The organism is Prevotella sp. 10(H), assembly GCF_000711235.1.
Taxonomy (GTDB): domain Bacteria; phylum Bacteroidota; class Bacteroidia; order Bacteroidales; family Dysgonomonadaceae; genus Dysgonomonas.
In genome coordinates this window covers 115,012-133,158 of sequence record NZ_JOMI01000003.1, presented here as the reverse complement: position 1 = coordinate 133,158, position 18,147 = coordinate 115,012, and the positions used below count along the sequence as shown (strand labels likewise).

At 41.8% G+C, this 18,147-nt stretch carries 18 protein-coding genes; 14 read left to right on the top strand and 4 right to left on the bottom strand.

Going from position 1 to position 18,147, the window contains the following annotated elements; translation table 11 throughout:
* Positions 1 to 10 precede the first annotated feature (10 nt).
* From K348_RS0105950 to K348_RS0105940, 4 genes are all read right to left on the bottom strand, one after another.
* On the bottom strand, positions 11 to 2,062 hold the full coding sequence (locus K348_RS0105950) for an alpha-L-fucosidase (RefSeq protein WP_029903929.1): 2,052 nt from the start codon (positions 2,060 to 2,062) through the stop codon (positions 11 to 13).
* A 95-nt stretch (positions 2,063 to 2,157) separates the two neighbouring features.
* A complete protein-coding gene (locus K348_RS0105945) occupies positions 2,158 to 3,141 on the bottom strand; it encodes a beta-ketoacyl-ACP synthase III (protein ID WP_029903926.1) in 984 nt (327 codons plus the stop codon).
* Positions 3,142 to 3,215: 74 nt separating this feature from the next.
* Positions 3,216 to 3,401 carry a 50S ribosomal protein L32 gene (gene rpmF / locus K348_RS18985; RefSeq protein ID WP_081852526.1) on the bottom strand — a complete coding sequence of 62 codons (186 nt, stop codon included), beginning with the start codon at positions 3,399 to 3,401 and terminating at the stop codon, positions 3,216 to 3,218.
* 64 nt (positions 3,402 to 3,465) lie between these two features.
* Complete coding sequence (locus K348_RS0105940) at positions 3,466 to 4,041, bottom strand: DUF177 domain-containing protein (RefSeq protein ID WP_029903924.1); 576 nt, start codon at positions 4,039 to 4,041, stop codon at positions 3,466 to 3,468.
* A 550-nt stretch (positions 4,042 to 4,591) separates the two neighbouring features.
* Here K348_RS0105940 and K348_RS0105935 point away from each other — a divergent pair.
* The 14 genes from K348_RS0105935 (at position 4,592) to K348_RS0105870 (ending at position 18,022) form a co-directional block, all read left to right on the top strand.
* On the top strand, positions 4,592 to 4,960 hold the full coding sequence (locus K348_RS0105935; RefSeq protein ID WP_029903923.1) for an NADH-quinone oxidoreductase subunit A: 369 nt from the start codon (positions 4,592 to 4,594) through the stop codon (positions 4,958 to 4,960).
* Between the two features lie 100 nt (positions 4,961 to 5,060).
* Entirely contained in the window at positions 5,061 to 5,612 is a 552-nt protein-coding gene (locus tag K348_RS0105930; RefSeq protein ID WP_029903920.1) for an NADH-quinone oxidoreductase subunit B, read from the top strand.
* 9 nt (positions 5,613 to 5,621) lie between these two features.
* Positions 5,622 to 6,155, top strand: a complete 534-nt coding sequence (locus K348_RS0105925; RefSeq protein ID WP_029903919.1) for an NADH-quinone oxidoreductase subunit C — start codon at positions 5,622 to 5,624, stop codon at positions 6,153 to 6,155.
* 14 nt (positions 6,156 to 6,169) lie between these two features.
* Positions 6,170 to 7,405, top strand: a complete 1,236-nt coding sequence (nuoD, locus tag K348_RS0105920; RefSeq protein ID WP_029903917.1) for an NADH dehydrogenase (quinone) subunit D — start codon at positions 6,170 to 6,172, stop codon at positions 7,403 to 7,405.
* Positions 7,406 to 7,508: 103 nt separating this feature from the next.
* A complete protein-coding gene (gene nuoE, locus K348_RS0105915) occupies positions 7,509 to 8,036 on the top strand; it encodes an NAD(P)H-dependent oxidoreductase subunit E (protein WP_029903915.1) in 528 nt (175 codons plus the stop codon).
* A gap of 109 nt (positions 8,037 to 8,145) precedes the next feature.
* Positions 8,146 to 9,519 carry an NADH-quinone oxidoreductase subunit NuoF gene (gene nuoF, locus K348_RS0105910; RefSeq protein WP_029903913.1) on the top strand — a complete coding sequence of 458 codons (1,374 nt, stop codon included), beginning with the start codon at positions 8,146 to 8,148 and terminating at the stop codon, positions 9,517 to 9,519.
* 75 nt (positions 9,520 to 9,594) lie between these two features.
* On the top strand, positions 9,595 to 10,641 hold the full coding sequence (locus K348_RS0105905) for a 2Fe-2S iron-sulfur cluster-binding protein (protein ID WP_029903911.1): 1,047 nt from the start codon (positions 9,595 to 9,597) through the stop codon (positions 10,639 to 10,641).
* Between the two features lie 75 nt (positions 10,642 to 10,716).
* Positions 10,717 to 11,766: an NADH-quinone oxidoreductase subunit NuoH gene (gene nuoH, locus K348_RS0105900; protein WP_029903909.1), complete on the top strand. Its 1,050-nt coding sequence runs from the start codon at positions 10,717 to 10,719 to the stop codon at positions 11,764 to 11,766.
* Positions 11,767 to 11,775: 9 nt separating this feature from the next.
* The gene (locus tag K348_RS0105895) at positions 11,776 to 12,312 is read left to right on the top strand and encodes an NADH-quinone oxidoreductase subunit I (RefSeq protein ID WP_029903907.1); all 537 of its coding nucleotides are present in this window, start codon (positions 11,776 to 11,778) and stop codon (positions 12,310 to 12,312) included.
* Positions 12,313 to 12,438: 126 nt separating this feature from the next.
* Positions 12,439 to 12,942, top strand: coding sequence for an NADH-quinone oxidoreductase subunit J (locus K348_RS0105890; RefSeq protein ID WP_029903905.1), 504 nt, complete (start codon positions 12,439 to 12,441; stop codon positions 12,940 to 12,942).
* A 3-nt stretch (positions 12,943 to 12,945) separates the two neighbouring features.
* On the top strand, positions 12,946 to 13,269 hold the full coding sequence (gene nuoK, locus K348_RS0105885) for an NADH-quinone oxidoreductase subunit NuoK (RefSeq protein ID WP_081852525.1): 324 nt from the start codon (positions 12,946 to 12,948) through the stop codon (positions 13,267 to 13,269).
* 6 nt (positions 13,270 to 13,275) lie between these two features.
* Positions 13,276 to 15,171, top strand: coding sequence for an NADH-quinone oxidoreductase subunit L (nuoL, locus tag K348_RS0105880; RefSeq protein ID WP_029903902.1), 1,896 nt, complete (start codon positions 13,276 to 13,278; stop codon positions 15,169 to 15,171).
* A gap of 15 nt (positions 15,172 to 15,186) precedes the next feature.
* Entirely contained in the window at positions 15,187 to 16,617 is a 1,431-nt protein-coding gene (locus K348_RS0105875; RefSeq protein WP_029903900.1) for a NuoM family protein, read from the top strand.
* A gap of 19 nt (positions 16,618 to 16,636) precedes the next feature.
* Complete coding sequence (locus K348_RS0105870; protein WP_029903893.1) at positions 16,637 to 18,022, top strand: NADH-quinone oxidoreductase subunit N; 1,386 nt, start codon at positions 16,637 to 16,639, stop codon at positions 18,020 to 18,022.
* The last annotated feature ends 125 nt before the right edge of the window (positions 18,023 to 18,147 follow it).

Genomic DNA, 18,147 nt, shown 5'->3' with positions numbered 1-18,147 from the left:
AAATTTTGCCTTATCGGGTTATAACTTCGATTTCCGAGATAGCATATTTATCACTTTCTTTAACTAATTCTATGGGAGTTAATTTTATATAACGTGCCCTTACTTCCTTATCAAATGCAATACTTTGTATTACCGGATTATTTTTTATATTGTTGAAAGTCGCATTATCTTTCACTTTCAGCCACTCTATTCCATCATCACTAACATAGAAATTGTATCGATATATATTGGGAGCATCCATCCTACCAAGAGGTACATATGTGAAACCTTTTAATATCAAATTTTCATTTAAATCTATAATTAAAGGCTTTTTATCCGCGATATAAATATAAGTATGTGCATTACTATCTATAACTCTGCCAACCTCTTCACCCGACGGAGAAACGATCTTCCATTTTTCAGGAGCAATGTCATAATCCATTGTCACAATATTGCTCTTTGTATTACCCTTATCGATTACAGCTATCGCTTTTATCGTTCCTGCACCTTTCTGTATAAAAGTCTTCTCGTATCGCAATGAATTTATGGTTGGTTCTGTTCCGTCGGTAGAATAGTATATTACAGGATCGGGAGTCTTACATTTTATCGTCACCAGCCCCGACTTATCACGTTCGACAGAAGGTGCCGACAATTGTTCCTTAGCCTTGTACACTCCTATTGAACTGATAACAGGAGCAGCCAATGCTTTGAATTCGATTTTTATTTTATTTGTAGTAACTAAAGGGAAACGGAGAATCCGTTTATAACCTATAGTCGTAGCTTCCGTCAGTAATTGCCAGTCGTTTTTATTCTTATCCCAATAGCTGACAGAGAAAGAAGATACGCGCTGCCCTAAAGGAAGATATTCCTGTAGTAATAAACGATTGAAAGTTTTCTCTTCCTTAAAGTCTACTTCAATAGAAGGTGATAAATTATTTTCGTCAGATGACCAATAAGTTTCATAATCATCGTCCTGCATATTAGAAACAGTATACCCCGTTCTTGTATCGGATGAGCTTAATTTTGCACCCTTTATCAGGTTTTCTTTAAACTCTTCTTCAATTGCTCTGCGAAATTCCATCAGTCGTAAAGAATCGACAGGATGTATGCGTCCTCTGCGGTCGGGAGGCACGTTAAGCAATAAATTTGAGTTTCGTCCTACAGAGGTATAATATATATCCATTAGTTCTTCCACTGTTTTTACTTTATCATCCGTAGACGGACTATAAAACCATCCCGGACGGATAGAAACATCCGTCTCAGCCGGAACCCATGCTTTGCCCCCCTGCTCGCCACTATTTAATATTTTTATAGGGGGAGCATTGCGTCCGGGCTCGAAACCTTCTATATTCATAGTCGCCCAGTTGGTTTCACCGGCTATTCCCCTCTCATTTCCCATCCAGCGGCAACCGGGACCTACATCACTGAATATAATAGCTTGCGGCTGATTTCGATATACCGTTTCGTGGAATAAATCCCAATCATATACCTGCTTTTTACCATTATGCCCTTCTCCGTTTGCTCCATCGAACCATTGCTCGAAAACTTCTCCGTAACCGGACAAGACTTCATTCAATGTATTTGCAAATATCTGATTATATTCAGGTGTACCGTATGCCGGATGGTTCTGATCCCATGGAGACAGATATACCCCGAATTTCAATCCGTATTCTTTACAAGCATCGGATAATTCTTTTAGTAAATCACCTTTTCCGCCTTTCCACAGGCTTTCACGAACGGTATGAGTACTGAATTTACTCGGCCACAGGCAAAAGCCATCGTGATGCTTTGCAGTAATAATAATCCCTTTCATTCCTGCAGCCTTCGCCGTTGATGCCCATTGTCGGCAATCAAGATCGGTAGGATTAAAAACCTTCGGGTCTTCTTTACCGTCGCCCCATTCTACATCGGTAAAAGTATTCGGGCCGAAATGGACAAACATATAATATTCCAGCTGCTGCCATTCATACTGATGATCAGAGGGCAAAGCACCATACGGAGCAATTGGCTTTTCTTTATTACAGGAAGACAACAAGACTATTATTAATAAACAGAAAAGAAAAGATTTCAAAGCAGACTTCATAGATCAGATTTTAGATTGCAATGTATAAAGTTAACATAAAAAATAAAAAGGGTAGCTTAACGGCTACCCTTTCTATCATAATATATTATTCTATCTTAATATGCCCATTTCAAATATACAGCACCCCATGTAAATCCGCCGCCGAAAGCAGTAAGGATAAGGTTATCCCCTTTCTTCAACTGAGATTCCCATTCGTAAAGGCAGACAGGAATTGTACCTGCACTAGAATTGCCGTATTTCTGTATATTTATCATCACTTTATCACTCGGAAGTCCCATGCGGTTACCTACAGCCTCGATAATACGGATATTTGCCTGATGAGGAACAAGCCATGCGATAGTATCTTTCGTAAGGTTGTTACGTTCCATTATTTCAACTGAAACATCAGCCATACGTGAAACAGCATGCTTGAACACAACCTGACCTTCCTGATACACATAATGCATATCCTTATCTACAGTTTCGTGAGAAGCCGGATAAACCGAACCTCCTCCACGCATATGCAAATGATTGATGCCCACTCCATCGACATGTAGGATAGAATCCATCACTCCCACTTCTTCTTCGGTAGGTTCCAGCATCACTGCGCCGCATGCGTCACCAAACAGAGGGCAGGTAGTACGGTCTTTATAATTGGTTATTGCAGTCATTTTATCACCGGCAACTACAACTACTTTTTTGTATTTACCCGACTTTATAAAGTTAGAGCCGATTTCCAATGCATAAATGAAACCCGAGCAGGCAGCCTGAATATCGAAACCCAAAGCATTTTTTATTCCGCATGCTTCGGCTGTCATAGCAGCTGTCGACGGGAAAATAAAGTCGGGAGTAGTAGTTGCAAAAATAATTACTTCTACTTCTTCCGGTTTTGTATTGGTCTTTTCCAATATTTGCTTTACGGCCTCGGCGCCCATCGATGAAGTACCCTTACCCTCACCTTTCAATACATGGCGCTCTTTGATACCCACACGTGTCATAATCCATTCGTCGGTAGTATCAACTATCTTCGCCAAATCTTCATTTGTCAGAATATCTTCAGGAATATATGCACCAACAGCGGTAATCGCGGCTTGAATCATTATTATTTCTGGTTTTGTGAGTAATAAATAAAAAAAATGCCCTATTCAGGGCTTGGAGTATCGGGATAATCGAATTAAACCGCTGCTCCTTTTTCGATAGCTAATTTTCCTCTGTAATGTCCGCATTCAGAGCATACAGTATGGAATACGTGCCACGAACCACAGTTTGAACATACTGCCAGTGTAGGGGCTACTGCCTTATCGTGAGTTCTTCTTTTACCTTGTCTAGACTTCGATTGTCTACGTTTCGGATGTGCCATTTTCTTGTTTTATTTAGTTATTTTTATTTATCTGAATTAGAAAAATCAGTTTTCTGTTATAGTTTTATTCATCATCTACAGGAACGTCTTTCAATGCATCCCAACGTGAATCGGTGAAAGAAGAATCATCTTCTTCTATAGAATCATCTTCGATATCATCCTCCGATTCATCATCAGTGCTTTTTGCCCTGTGTTTATTTAACTTGGTAGACATTGCTTTATTGCACGTGCCCGGAGGGTGTACCTTTTTAGTAGGCAGACTGAGTACAATAAATTCGTAAAGAAACCAAGCAATATTGATCTCTCCGTCTTCTTCCGGAATTATTACGATCTCATCGCTTTCTTCGGAATATTCCTTTCCAAATTTCACAATAAGCTTATTCTTTGTATCAACGTCCATCGAAATATCGTCGAGACACCTGTCGCAAGGCACGTGTACCGAACCTGTTATTTCGAAGTTCAACTCAAATGTAACGGAAGTCTTCTTCAAAGACACCACCACCTTAAGATTACCTCTCTTTACGTCGGCCGTACCATCATCGATAAGCGCAAAAAAACCTTTGTCCAAGTCGTACTTGAACTCATGCTTCCCCTCTGATAAACTTCTGAGAGGGATATTATATAAGCTAAATTTTCCCACGTCTGTAATTAACTTGAAAAAGAACGGCTGCAAATGTACAAAGTTTTTTTGAATTAATGAATAAATTATTCAAGATTTCGAATCTCGTTTCTTGCAGCTTTATTTATTCGAAGATACAGATTACAGGCAATAAACAAATGATAAATTACTAAAACTTTTTTTCATTCCTGAATGTTTTAACATTAAGACTTCATCAAGCAATTACTGGTAGATGATTAGACACCTTCAGAATTAGCCATTAATATTAATTTAGAACAGGAAAATATGCAGAAAATTTAACACTTAGATTCGTTTTTTCATAATAGCACCCGGCAACCATAAACAACATCTATACAAAAAAAATTGATATACTATTTATCTATATCGAAGTTGCCCGAAAAGCATATTATTTACGATTTGCAATCCTCACTAAGCAAAATGCTATGTTTTTGTACCAGTGCGCCTTTAAATAACGAAACAGATAAAAATATATGAGTTTTTTTATTGTTTTTTGATAAATAAAAAAAGTATCTTTGTGTCCGTATAAACAAAGTATGTTAAATAGGAAATTATGAGTTCAAATCTGTATGATTTTTTACCCATATTGATGCAGATAGCTTTTTCTGTCATTTTTGTATTTGCAACAGTATTTGCATCCAAGATGCTGGGTCCTAAACGTAAAAATGCACGAAAACTTGAGAATTTCGAGTGCGGTCTCGATCCTTTAGGGAATGCACGTTCGCCTTTTCCGATAAAATACTTCCTTGTAGCTATCCTTTTCGTTCTTTTCGATATAGAAATCGTATTCATGTATCCATGGGCGGTAAACTTCGAAGCTATCGGCTGGGAAGGGCTAGCAAAAATGGGCGGATTTATAGCATTGCTGCTGGTAGGATACCTTTATATTGTTAAGAGAAAGGCTTTGGAATGGGAAAGATAACTAAAAGAATATATTTATAGTTATAGGCCGAAACCTTATCCGATAGTTATTGTTTTCTCTATAGGAATTTATCAACCTGAAAACAGAAACAATTAAGATTATGAGCAAGACATCTGATATAAATGTAGTACCTGCCCCCGAAGGTTATACAGGGCATGGATTCTTTGCTACAAAATTCGACTACGTCATAGGGCTGGCACGCGCCAATTCCCTGTGGCCTTTGCCATTTGCCACTTCATGCTGCGGTATAGAATTCATGGCGACAATGGCTTCCACTTACGATATGGGACGATTCGGAGCAGAGCGCAATAGCTTCTCTCCCCGTCAGGCAGATATGCTATTGGTAATGGGAACCATCGCAAAGAAAATGGCACCTGTACTCCGTCATGTATACGAGCAGATGGCAGAGCCTAAATGGGTTATTGCTGTTGGAGCCTGCGCATGCTCGGGAGGTATCTTTGATACTTACTCGGTATTGCAGGGGATAGACAAGGTGATCCCGGTAGACGTATATGTACCCGGATGCCCGCCACGCCCGGAACAAATATTGGACGGTGTAATACAACTGCAGGAACTGGTGAAACATGAATCTATTAATAGGAGAGGTTCGGACAGATATGATAAATTACTTGAATCGTATAAATTTGAATAATCAGGAATAATGGCACTTGAAACTACAGTTATTGAAAGTAAAATAAGTGAAAAATTCGGTGCGGAGGTTTCAAACTTCAGGATGGAACGCGACATCTTCACATTCGAAGCTGCTCCTGCCGTCATCAAAGAGGTTATCCGTTTTATGAAAGAAGACGAAACACTAAGTTTCAACTTTATGACCGATCTCTGCGGTGTACATTATCCCGATAATGAAAAGAATGCACAATTTGCAGTGGTTTACCTGCTTCACAACTGGATAGATAATATCCGCGTGCGGGTGAAAACATTCCTCAACGGCGACAAACCGGAAGTGGATACGATGACAGGAGTTTTTGCTGCTGCGAACTGGATGGAACGCGAAACATATGACTTCTACGGTGTAACATTTAAAGGGCATCCTAACCTGAAACGCATACTCAACGACGATGGAATGACATCATTCCCTATGCGTAAAGAGTTCCCGCTCGAAGACCCGGGACGTACCGACAAGGATGACCGCTTCTTCGGAAGAACACCGAGTAACTATGAACCAAATAACTAAAGCAAAGTAAGGAAATGTCAGACCAGCTAATAAATCCCGAACATCGCTTTGCGAAAATAGTAAGAGAACAGAATTTTGAAGACGGAATGGAACTGAATGTCTTGAACTTTGGCCCTACCCACCCGTCTACACACGGTGTATTCCAGAATATACTGCTGATGAACGGCGAGCGTATCCTCGATGCGGATACTACCCTCGGCTATATTCACCGTGCATTTGAGAAGATAGCGGAACACCGCACTTTCTATCAGATTACTACTCTTACCGACCGCCTTAACTATTGTTCCTCTCCCATAAATAATATGGCATGGTGGATGACCGTAGAAAAGGCACTTGGGGTGGAAGTTCCCAAACGCGCGCAGTATATGCGTGTTATCGTGATGGAACTTGCCCGTATTACCGATCATCTTATATGTAACTCTATATTAGGTGTCGACCTCGGTGCCTATACCCCTTTCCTATATGTAATGAAGTACCGCGAACTCGCATACGAAATCTATGAAGAAATCTGCGGGGCGCGTATGACAACAAATATGGGACGTATCGGAGGATTCGAGCGTGACTGGAGCGAAACAGCATGGCGTAAGCTGGACGAATTCCTCGAAGGTTTTCCCAAAGCATGGGATCAACTGGAAAGACTGTTTGTCCGCAACCGTATATTCATGGACCGTATTGTTGGTGTAGGTACTATCTCTGCAGAAAAAGCCATGGATTATGGATTTACAGGGCCGAATCTGCGTGCAACAGGTATCGATTACGATGTGCGTGTTGCAAAACCTTACAGTTCGTATGAAGATTTCGATTTTATAGTTCCAGTAGGCGAATCGGGCGATACTTACGACCGCTGGTGCGTACGTGCTGCCGAAGTGAAGGAAAGCCTCAAGATAATCCGTCAGGCACGCGATAATATGCCGGAAGGTTCATATCATGCCGATGTACCGGATTATTACCTGCCGCCGAAAAATGAAGTATATACCGAAATGGAGGCGCTTATCCAGCATTTTAAAATAGTAATGGGTGAAGTTCCTGTTCCCGTTGCCGAAGTTTACCACTCGGTAGAGGCTGCTAACGGCGAACTGGGGATATATATGATTACAGACGGATCGCGTGTACCTTACAGGGTTCATTTCCGCCGTCCTTGCTTTATCTACTATCAGGCATTCCCTGAAATGATAAAAGGAGGGTTGTTTTCGGATGCTGTCGCCACGCTATCGAGTATAAATGTTATTGCCGGAGAATTAGATGCATAATCTAATGTGTTGATGTGAAAATATGCAAATGTGCCAATTCAAATTTGAAAATATAATACAAAAAAGCTAATAGCTAAAGGCTAACAGCTAACAGCTAAATATAATGGAACAAGTAAGAGATTACAAACAAATAATAAACATGTCGGACGAACTGATGGCTCGTATCAACGAACTGTTGAGCCATTACCCTGCCGATAAGAAAAAATCCGCACTGCTTCCTGTTCTTCATGCAGTACAAGATGCTCACGACAACTGGCTGAGCCTTGAACTGATGGATAAGGTCGCCGAGATATTGGAGATAACACCTATCGAAGTTTATGAAGTTGTAACATTCTATACTATGTTCAACGAAAAACCGGTAGCTAAATATATGCTGGAATTTTGCCGTACAGCCTGTTGTGGACTACGTGGCGGCGAAAATCTGATGGACTATACCTGTCAGAAACTGGGTGTAAAACCCGGAGAGATAACTCCCGACGGCATGTTCAGTGTGGTAGGGGTAGAATGTCTCGGAGCCTGCGGTTTTGGGCCGATGCTTCAGTTGGGCGACAACTATCACGAAAATCTGACAAAGGAAAAGATAGATACCCTGATAGAAGATTGTAAACAAGGCAAGATCAGTTTACAGTGAACAGTTAACAGTAAGTAAAAAATTTAGAATAAATAATAACTTGTCTACTCGTATCTTGTTTACTTGTCTACTGACATGTAACTCGTAACTTGTAACTTGTAACTAAAAGATGGCTAGAAAAGTATTATTTGAAAAAATAGATATTCCCGGCATACAGGAATATGAAGTTTATCGCAAAAACGGCGGCTACGCCTCTGTTGAAAAGGCCTTAAAAACCATGTCTCCCGACGATGTTGTGGAGCAGGTGAAGACTTCCGGCTTACGAGGTCGTGGAGGTGCAGGTTTCCCTATGGGGTTGAAATGGAGTTTTATAGACAAAAAATCAGGAAAACCACGTCATCTGGTAGTTAATGCGGACGAATCGGAGCCGGGTACATTCAAAGACCGCTATCTGATGCACAAAATACCTCATCTGCTTATAGAAGGGGCTATTGTGGCAAGCTACGCACTGGAAGCTAATCTATCTTACATCTATATCCGCGGCGAATACATGTGGATATTTAAAATTCTAGAAAAAGCAATAAAAGAAGCCTATGCCAACGGATGGCTGGGTAAGAATATACTGGGAACAGGCTATAACCTCGACCTGTATGTACACTGCGGTGCGGGTGCATATATATGCGGTGAAGAAACCGCCCTTATCGAATCGCTGGAAGGCAAACGCGGTAATCCGCGCATCAAACCGCCATTCCCTGCCGTTAGCGGTCTATGGGCAGAGCCTACGGTAGTAAATAATGTGGAATCTATATCTGCCGTTTCGTGGATTGTAAACAACGGCGGTGAGGAATATGCTAAGATAGGTGTAGGAAAATCGACCGGAACAAAACTGATGTCAGCATCAGGGCATATCAAAAATCCGGGTGTGTACGAAGTGGAACTGGGTATAACTATCGACGAATTCTTCAACTCGGATGAATACTGCGGCGGTATGATGGATGACCGTCCGTTGAAAGCCGTTATTCCGGGAGGAGCATCCGTTCCGATTCTTCCACCTGAACTCATATTTAAAACAGCCAACGGTGAAGACCGTCTCATATCATATGAATCGCTGGCCGATGGGGGCTTTGTCACAGGCTCATCGCTCGGTTCGGGAGGTTTTATCGTATACAACGATACAGCCTGTATCGTCCGTAACACATGGAATTTTGCACGCTTCTTCCACCATGAAAGTTGCGGACAATGTTCTCCATGCCGTGAAGGAACAGGATGGATGGACAAAATTCTCTACCGTATCGAAAACGGACTAGGACGCGAAGAAGATATCGACCTGCTATGGAGTATCCAGGGCAAAATTGAAGGAAATACAATCTGTCCGCTGGGAGATGCGGCTGCGTGGCCTGTAGCTGCAGCTATCCGTCATTTCCGCGAAGAATTCGAATATCACATCCGTTTCCCTGAAAAGATAAAAAACAGGGATCACTTTGTGAACGAACCGATGGAAAAAGTAAGACATTTGTTGAAGCCATTAGCCAATAGCCTTTAGCTGTTAGCAAGATGGTGATAATTTATATATTCTAAAATGCTAATAGCTATCAGCTAAAGGCTAACAGCTAAAAAAATGAAAATTACAATAGATGGACATACAATAGAGGTAGACCCGGGAACTACCGTCCTGCAGGCAGCGCGCATGATAGGCGGCAATAGTGTGCCCCCTACTATGTGTTACTATTCTAAGCTGAAAGACTGTGGCGGTAAATGCCGTTGCTGTCTGGTGGAAGTAACCAAAGGAAGCGAAAAAGACCCGCGTCCGATGCCGAAGCTCCAGCCGTCGTGCGTTACAGCAGTACAGGATGGTATGGAAGTAAAGAGCGGTACTTCGGAAAAGGCGATAGAAGCACGCCGCGCTGTTACCGAGTTTTTGCTTATCAATCACCCGCTGGACTGTCCTGTATGTGATCAGGCCGGAGAATGTGATTTGCAGAATCTTGCTTACGAGAATGGTAACTTCAAGTCGCGCTATATAGAAGAAAAACGTACATTCGAACCCGAAAATATAGGTCCGTATATCCAGTTGCACATGAACCGTTGCATATTGTGCTACCGATGTGTGAAACTGGCCGACCAACTTACTCCCGAACGTGTCCACGGAGTGGTAGGACGTGGCGACCATGCCCAGATATCTACTTATATAGAGCGGGCGATAGATAATGACTTTTCAGGAAATGTAATCGATGTATGCCCTGTGGGAGCCTTGACGGACAAGACTTTCCGCTTCAAATCGCGTGTATGGTTCAACAAACCGTTCAATGCACATCGTCATTGTACAAAATGTTCGGGTAAAGTGGTGCTTTGGATGTTCGGCGATACTGTTCAGCGTGTAACTGCCCGTAAAGATGAATGGCACGAAGTGGAAGAATTTATCTGTAACGAATGTCGTTTCGAGCATAAGAATGTCGAAGACTGGGTCATTGAAGGCCCTCGTAAATTCGAAAAGCCGTCTGTAATCAATGTCAATAATTATACGGAGCCCGTGAAAAAGGTAAAGATAAATATGGACGAACTTGCACTTGAAGGAAGGGAAGAAGACCAGAATAAGATAAGTATGGTTGGCTCACCTTATGACGAAAACGAAAAGGAAGCGATAAAGAAAGTAAAAGAAGAATAATTACAAGTTACAAGTTACGAGTGACAAGAAGTTCAGACTCGTAACCTGTAACTCGTAACTCGTAACTAGAGAAATATGGAAGTTGCATTTATTTTAGAAAAGTTGATTTTTATTGTTCTGGTATTCGCAGTTACAATGTTGGTTGCATTGTACTCGACATATGCAGAACGTAAAGTAGCCGGATTCCTACAAGACCGTTACGGGCCTAACCGTGCAGGACCGTTCGGGTTGCTTCAGCCGATTTGTGACGGGGCGAAATTATTCTCGAAAGAAGAATTTATGCCGAATACCCCGAACAAGATACTATTTGTTACGGCTCCGGCTATTGCAATGGCAGTATCCTTGTTGGGAGTAGCTGTAATTCCATGGGCTGAAAAATTTGAAATACCGGGATACGGCGAAGTCATGGGTTACATCGGCGATGTGAATGTAGCTGTACTTTACATTGTAGCCGTATTATCAACCAGCGTTTACGGTGTGGTAATCGGAGGCTGGGCTTCAAACAACAAATACTCACTGATGGGTAGTATCCGTGCAGGGGCGCAAATGATTTCATACGAAATAGCAATGGGATTGTCTATTATTGCATTGGTGATGATGACAGGTTCGTTGAGCCTTGTGGAAATTTCACAGCAACAAGGCGGATGGAACGGCATGCAATGGAACATTATCTATCAGCCTCTTACTTTTATTATCTTCCTTGTATGCTCTTTTGCAGAATGTAACCGCACACCGTTCGACTTAGCCGAGTGTGAATCGGAGCTGGTAAACGGTCACCATACAGAATATTCATCACTGGGAATGGGATTCTTCATGTTCTCCGAATATGCAAGTATGTTCTTTTCTTCGGCATTTATATCTGTCCTTTTCTTCGGAGGATATAATTATCCGGGAATAGACTGGGCAAGAGAGAATTGGGGCATTAATATAGCAAATATCCTTGGAGTATTAGCCCTGATGGCTAAAACGCTCTTCTTCATATTCTTCTATATGTGGGTGCGCTGGACAATACCGAGATTCCGTTACGACCAACTGATGAAACTGGGATGGAAGATGTTATTCCCGCTGGCAATAGCTAATATATTTATTGTCGGGATAGTTATGCTGATTGTAAAATCGTTATAAAGAATTAAGATGTCATCAATAAAAGATATATCACTATCGGGTAGAAAGACGGAAGTTGTCGACAAGAAGATGACTTTCACCGAAAGCATTTATCTACCTTCCATTGTAAAAGGATTATGGATTACGATCAAGCATTTCTTTACTAAGAAAAACACAATCCAGTATCCTGAACAAAAACGTGAATTCAGTCCTGTATACCGTGGTCAGCATGTACTGATGCGCGACGATCAGGGACGCGAACGTTGCACGGCATGCGGATTATGCGCACTGGCCTGTCCTGCGGAAGCTATCACCATGGTAGCGGCAGAACGTAAGAAAGGTGAAGAACACCTGTACCGTGAAGAAAAATATGCATCTACGTATGAAATAAATATGTTGCGCTGTATATTCTGCGGGCTGTGTGAAGATGCTTGTCCGAAAGAAGCGATTTTCCTTACGAAATCGAAGTTGCTGGTAAAACCAAAACTGGAAAGAAAGGACTTCATCTACGGTAAAGATAAGCTTGTGATATCTGTAGAGGACGCAAAGGCAAGGAAGTACGATTAGGCCCCCTAAATCCCCCAAGGGGGACTTAGAATGAAATAATGATAAAATAAAATAATATAAATACTCTCTATGGTGGTTTACCACTCCTCCCCTAGGGGAGGCCGGGAGGGGCTTTAACTAATATTTATGGTATCTGTAATTTTTTATATTCTGGCAGCTATTACACTCGGTACGGGTATCCTGACTGTTTTGTCGAAAAATCCGGTACATAGTGCAGTGTATATGATTATCTGTTTCTTTTCCATATCGGGACATTTCCTGCTGCTGAATGCAATGTTTCTGGCAGTGGTGAATGTAGTCGTTTATGCAGGGGCAATCATGGTATTATTGCTTTTCACCCTGATGTTGATGAACCTCAGTGAGCAGCACGAACCGAAAAAGAAAGTGCTAAGCCGTGTGGCGGCAACCGTATCTGCATGCCTTATGGGAATAGTACTGTTAGCTACCCTGTTGAAATCGACTCCTGTTATCGAAAACTACAAAGCCGAAGGACTGGACTATCAGTCGGTAAGCATCATCGGGCAGACACTGCTCGACGAATACCTTATTCCTTTCGAGTTTGCTTCCATACTGCTGATTACAGCTATGATAGGCGCTGTATTGATATCAAAAAAAGAGAAAAAAGCTTAAGCTATGCTGAATAATATATTAGAACAAGTAGGAATTGACAATTACATCTACCTCTGCATCCTCCTGTTTACAGTTGGAGCGATAGGTTTATTGTATCGTCGCAGTACCATCGTTATGCTAATGTCGGTGGAACTGATGCTTGCGGCTGCTAATATGCTGCTTGCTGTATTTTCCGTGTATCATCAGGATACCAGCGGACAAGTGTTTGTAATCTTCTCGCTGGCAGTTGCCGCCGCCGAGGTAGCTGTGGGGCTTGCCATTATGGTAGCCATTTACAGGAATATAGGCACTATCGATATTGATGAACTGAAAAACTTAAAAGGATAAACACGGATGGACACATTATTAGTATTAATACTTCTGCTTAGCCCTTTTGTTGGTTTCCTAATCAATTTGCTGGTAGGTAAACGGTTTTTGGGAAGGACAATGCCCGGCGTTATCGCCACTTCGGCAGTACTCGTTAGCTTTGTTATCTCCCTCGTATTTTTCATCCGTATCCTTTCTACAGGTGAAGTTATCCAGGTCGACCTTTTCGAATGGATAGCACTCGGAGAGTTTACGACCGAACTTGCATTCACGCTCGACCAGCTGTCGCTTATCTGGCTGCTGTTTGTAACGGGAATCGGTGCGTTGATTCATATCTACTCGATGGGCTATATGCACGATGACCGCAATATCGACCGCTTCTTTGCCTATTTGAATCTCTTTATCTTCTTTATGTCGGTGCTTGTGGCAAGCAGTAACCTGCTGGTTATGTTTATCGGCTGGGAAGGTGTAGGATTATGTTCTTACCTGCTTATCGGATTCTGGTCGAGAAACCATGAAAATAACAATGCTGCGAAGAAGGCATTCATTATGAACCGTATCGGTGACTTAGGTTTCCTTGTCGGTATCTTCACATTAGGCTACCTCTTTAAAACAGTGGACTATGAAACATTGAAAACTGCGGTATCTACCACTTCAAATCCTGAAGTTTCTACTATGCTCGGCGTTGCTACCTTCGCGCTCTTTATCGGTGCTACAGGTAAAAGTGCTCAGATACCATTATATACATGGCTTCCCGACGCGATGGCGGGGCCGACTCCCGTATCGGCTTTGATACATGCCGCAACGATGGTAACGGCTGGGGTATTTATGGTAACGCGTTTGAATTTCTTATTCGATTTGACTCCTAGTATACAAACGCTGATAGCTATTGTAGGTGCTGTAACAGCATTATTCGCTGCCACTATTGCAATAGCGCAGACAGATATAAAGAAAGTACTGGCATACTCTACCGTATCGCAACTCGGACTTATGTTCCTTGCCCTCGGGCTCGGCGCTTATCATGTTGCCGTATTCCATGTAATCACACATGCATTCTTCAAAGCCTGCCTGTTCCTCGGTTCGGGTTCGGTTATCCATGCCATGGGCGGCGAACAGGACATGCGTAAGATGGGCGGATTGAAAAAAGCAATGCCGAAAACATATTATACATTCTTAGTTTCCACATTATCGATATCGGGAATACCACTATTTGCAGGTTTCTTCTCTAAAGATGAAATCATGCTGACTGCATTCGAGCATAACAAGATACTATGGATTATTGGTGCTTTAGCATCACTCTTAACAGCATTTTATATGTTCAGAGTATTGTACCTGACATTTTTCGGGAAATTCAGGGGAACAAAAGAACAGGAACATCATTTGCACGAATCGCCGGGCACAATGACTATGCCGTTGATTATACTAGGCTTCCTTGCCGTATTCGGCGGGGTAATCAGTCTGCCGTCCTTTATAGGAGTACATAGCTGGCTGAACGGCTTCCTCTCTCCTATCCTGCCAAGTGCAATAGCAGAGCACCCACCGGTAGATATGCAGGTTACGACAATGGTCATATCCACGTTAATAGCTTTCATCGGCCTTGGAATAGCTTATTTCAAATACATTAAAAAATCGGAAGTCCCTGCCGAAGACGATAAAATCACAGGATTCGGAAAAGTATTATATAAGAAATATTATATCGACGAAATATACAACGCACTGTTTGTAAAACCAATATACGGGCTGGCATCATTCTTCAACAAATATCTCGAGCAATGGCTTAAAGGCTTCTTTAAAGCCGGAGGTGATATGGTGGAAGCCACATCGCCATACTTTAAAAGGTTGCAGAACGGAAGCCTCGGCTTTTATATGTTTTTCTTTGTGTTGGGTTTCAGTGCTTTGATAATCTGTTTATTCCTTATATAAAAATTAGACTTAGATATGAATATCGCTATTATATTAATCATATTATTAGTAGGTGCAATTCTCACTTATTTTTCGGGAAACAGATTTGCCTCTAAGGTGGCTATATTGTTCAGCGTGGCTGCAGCAGTATTTTCAGTAGCCTTATGTATCAACACCGGAGGTGCCGGAACAGAATACAGCACAGCATGGATAACGAATCCGAATATCTCATTCTCACTCAAAGCAGACGGGCTGGCAATAGCCATGATACTGCTGACGACGATTTTATTACCTATCATTATACTTGCCGCGCATAATAGGGAATTTAAGAACGAAAAGCTTTTATTCAGCCTGATTATGTTTATGGCTTTTGCCATGACGGGAGCATTCCTGAGCGGTGATGCCCTTTTATACTATGTATTCTGGGAAATGTCGCTTATACCTATTTACTTCATTATCGTACTATGGGGTAATGGCGAAATGGCAAAACGCCGCAAGGCTGCCATGACATTCTTCCTGTTTACATTTGCAGGTTCACTGTTTATGCTGGCAGCTATCATCTATATGTATGTAAAAACAGGAAGTTTCCAACTGGAAGCATTCTATAGCGCTAATCTGAGCAACACGGAGCAGATATGGATTTTCCTTGCTTTCTTCCTTGCCTATGCGATAAAGATTCCGATTTTTCCTTTCCATACATGGCAGGCAAATGTTTACCAGAAGGCTCCGGCTGTAGGTACTATGTTGCTGGCAGGGTTGATGTCGAAGATGGGGGCATACAGCGTTATCCGCTGGCAGTTGCCGACAACTCCGTATGCAGCACACGAACTTAGGACGGTTATTGTCATCCTGTGTATCATCGGTGTTATCTACGGAGCGATAATGGCTCTGAGGCAGGACGACCTGAAACGGTTTATGGCTTACGCATCGCTATCCCATGTCGGATTTATTGCTGCTGGTGCTTATGCACTGACTTACGACGGGTTGCAGGGAGCAGTAGTACTTATACTGGCGCATGGCTTCGGTATTGTCGGACTGTTCTACTCGGTAGATATCATCCAGAACCGGACAAATACACTCTCGATAAGCAAACTGGGAGGAATATCATCGCAGACGCCTAAGTTTACGGTTGCATTCTTCCTCACTATACTATCTTCGATAGGCGTACCGCTGACATTCAATTTCATCGGTGAGTTTACCATTATGTTCGGTCTTTACCAAGTTAACCCATGGTTTGGTATAGCAATAGGTACATCCCTATTTTTGAGCGCACTGTTTATGCTGCGTATGTTCCAGCAGACTATGCTCGGAGAACCTATCAAATCGCCGTTCAATGATTTGTCGAAGACCGAAATATTCGTATTCTCGCTTCTTGTTTTCGTTTTGATATTCTTCGGAGTATATGTAAAACCGGTTACAGATCTGGTAAGAACAAGTCTGGAGGAAATTATAATTTATATTAACTGATAAAATTTAGTCATATATAATGAGTACATTGATAGCCATCTCGGGATTAGGAATAATCTGCATGTTACTGGAGATTCTCAATTTAAGAAAAATCCTTATACCTGTCACCCTCATCGGGCTGATAGCCGTACTAGGAATGACGGTGACCGAATTTTATCTGGGGAATTCTTTTCTGGGTACGGATAAATACAATATGGTGATCGCTTCCGGCTTTTCGCAGGGATTTTCCATACTGTTTATAATCCTCACCATCCTCATTCTTGCGATGAGTCCTAAATTTTATCAGGAAAAGATAACAAAAATAGCCGATTATGTAACCCTAAAAATATTTATGCTGGCGGGAGCTGTGGCAATGGTTTCTTTCGGAAATTTTGCCATGTTCTTTATCGGACTCGAAGTTCTGTCCATCGCCGCGTATGTATTAGCTGCAAGCGAACCTAAGAATCTGAAAAGTAATGAGGCCGGAATGAAATATTTCATTATGGGTGCTTTTGCTTCCAGTTTTGTACTATTCGGTATAGCTCTGATATACGGTGCAACAGGCTCTTTCGATATTGTAGAAGTAGAAATGAATTCGAGGCTGCTTACCATGCCTATATGGTTTACCATAGGCTTTGTAATGATATCGGTAGGTATGATGTTTAAGGCATCTATTGTTCCGTTTCACTTCTGGGCGCCTGATGTATACGAAGGCTCTCCTACTCTGGTGACTGCGATAATGAGTACGCTCGTTAAAGTTGCAGCTATCGGCGCACTCTTCAAAATGATAAATGTCCTGTCGGTAGGAGTAACACCGGCATATCAGATAGCCATTGTAGTGATCTCCATACTTACTCTCACGGTAGGTAACATCACTGCCATGAAGCAGACAAATATTAAACGTATGATGGCCTATTCGGGTATATCACATGCCGGATTTATGATGATGACTTTACTGGCGACTGCAACCTCAGCAAACACAGTATTGTATTACGCTGCAGCATACAGTCTGGCGGGAGTAGCGGCATTTGCGGTAATACTGGGTGTATGCAGGGGAAAAGACAACGAAGATATTTCGAACTTCTTCGGACTTGTTAAACGGCAACCTGTTTTGACTGCAATAATGATATGTGCTTTCCTTTCGTTGAGCGGTATACCTATTTTCGCAGGTTTCTTTGCTAAGTTCTTTGTATTCGGACAGATGTTGGAAGCAAACTATCTGGTACTAGTTATATTCGGGGTTATCAATTCCGTGATAGCTGTATCATATTATCTGGGTGTTGCCAACGTAATGATAACAAAGGAAGGGGAAACGACAGAACGCCTGAGAGTTCCTTTCGAATATAAAGCGGTGGCGGTTATTGCTATATGCCTGAATTTGTTACTGGGTATTTTCCCTGATGTTATTATGGGATTATCTTTGTAAGAAAGAATTAAATAATATAATAAAGAGCAGGCTTCATGGTCTGCTCTTTTTCATTTAATAAACTTCAAAACAGAGGAATTTTTCTCTTATAGAATTATCTATATAATTGGTTATTAGCCGATAGT

What these genes read in the sequence shown, in the direction of transcription:
- K348_RS0105950 (WP_029903929.1), bottom strand. Translation starts at nt 2,062, where the DNA reads ATGAAGTCTGCTTTGAAATCTTTTCTTTTCTGTTTATTAATAATAGTC.
- K348_RS0105945 (WP_029903926.1), bottom strand. Translation starts at nt 3,141, where the DNA reads ATGATTCAAGCCGCGATTACCGCTGTTGGTGCATATATTCCTGAAGAT.
- rpmF (WP_081852526.1), bottom strand. Translation starts at nt 3,401, where the DNA reads ATGGCACATCCGAAACGTAGACAATCGAAGTCTAGACAAGGTAAAAGA.
- K348_RS0105935 (WP_029903923.1), top strand. Translation starts at nt 4,592, where the DNA reads ATGAGTTCAAATCTGTATGATTTTTTACCCATATTGATGCAGATAGCT.
- K348_RS0105930 (WP_029903920.1), top strand. Translation starts at nt 5,061, where the DNA reads ATGAGCAAGACATCTGATATAAATGTAGTACCTGCCCCCGAAGGTTAT.
- K348_RS0105925 (WP_029903919.1), top strand. Translation starts at nt 5,622, where the DNA reads ATGGCACTTGAAACTACAGTTATTGAAAGTAAAATAAGTGAAAAATTC.
- nuoD (WP_029903917.1), top strand. Translation starts at nt 6,170, where the DNA reads ATGTCAGACCAGCTAATAAATCCCGAACATCGCTTTGCGAAAATAGTA.
- nuoE (WP_029903915.1), top strand. Translation starts at nt 7,509, where the DNA reads ATGGAACAAGTAAGAGATTACAAACAAATAATAAACATGTCGGACGAA.
- nuoF (WP_029903913.1), top strand. Translation starts at nt 8,146, where the DNA reads ATGGCTAGAAAAGTATTATTTGAAAAAATAGATATTCCCGGCATACAG.
- K348_RS0105905 (WP_029903911.1), top strand. Translation starts at nt 9,595, where the DNA reads ATGAAAATTACAATAGATGGACATACAATAGAGGTAGACCCGGGAACT.
- nuoH (WP_029903909.1), top strand. Translation starts at nt 10,717, where the DNA reads ATGGAAGTTGCATTTATTTTAGAAAAGTTGATTTTTATTGTTCTGGTA.
- K348_RS0105895 (WP_029903907.1), top strand. Translation starts at nt 11,776, where the DNA reads ATGTCATCAATAAAAGATATATCACTATCGGGTAGAAAGACGGAAGTT.
- K348_RS0105890 (WP_029903905.1), top strand. Translation starts at nt 12,439, where the DNA reads ATGGTATCTGTAATTTTTTATATTCTGGCAGCTATTACACTCGGTACG.
- nuoK (WP_081852525.1), top strand. Translation starts at nt 12,946, where the DNA reads ATGCTGAATAATATATTAGAACAAGTAGGAATTGACAATTACATCTAC.
- nuoL (WP_029903902.1), top strand. Translation starts at nt 13,276, where the DNA reads ATGGACACATTATTAGTATTAATACTTCTGCTTAGCCCTTTTGTTGGT.
- K348_RS0105875 (WP_029903900.1), top strand. Translation starts at nt 15,187, where the DNA reads ATGAATATCGCTATTATATTAATCATATTATTAGTAGGTGCAATTCTC.
- K348_RS0105870 (WP_029903893.1), top strand. Translation starts at nt 16,637, where the DNA reads ATGAGTACATTGATAGCCATCTCGGGATTAGGAATAATCTGCATGTTA.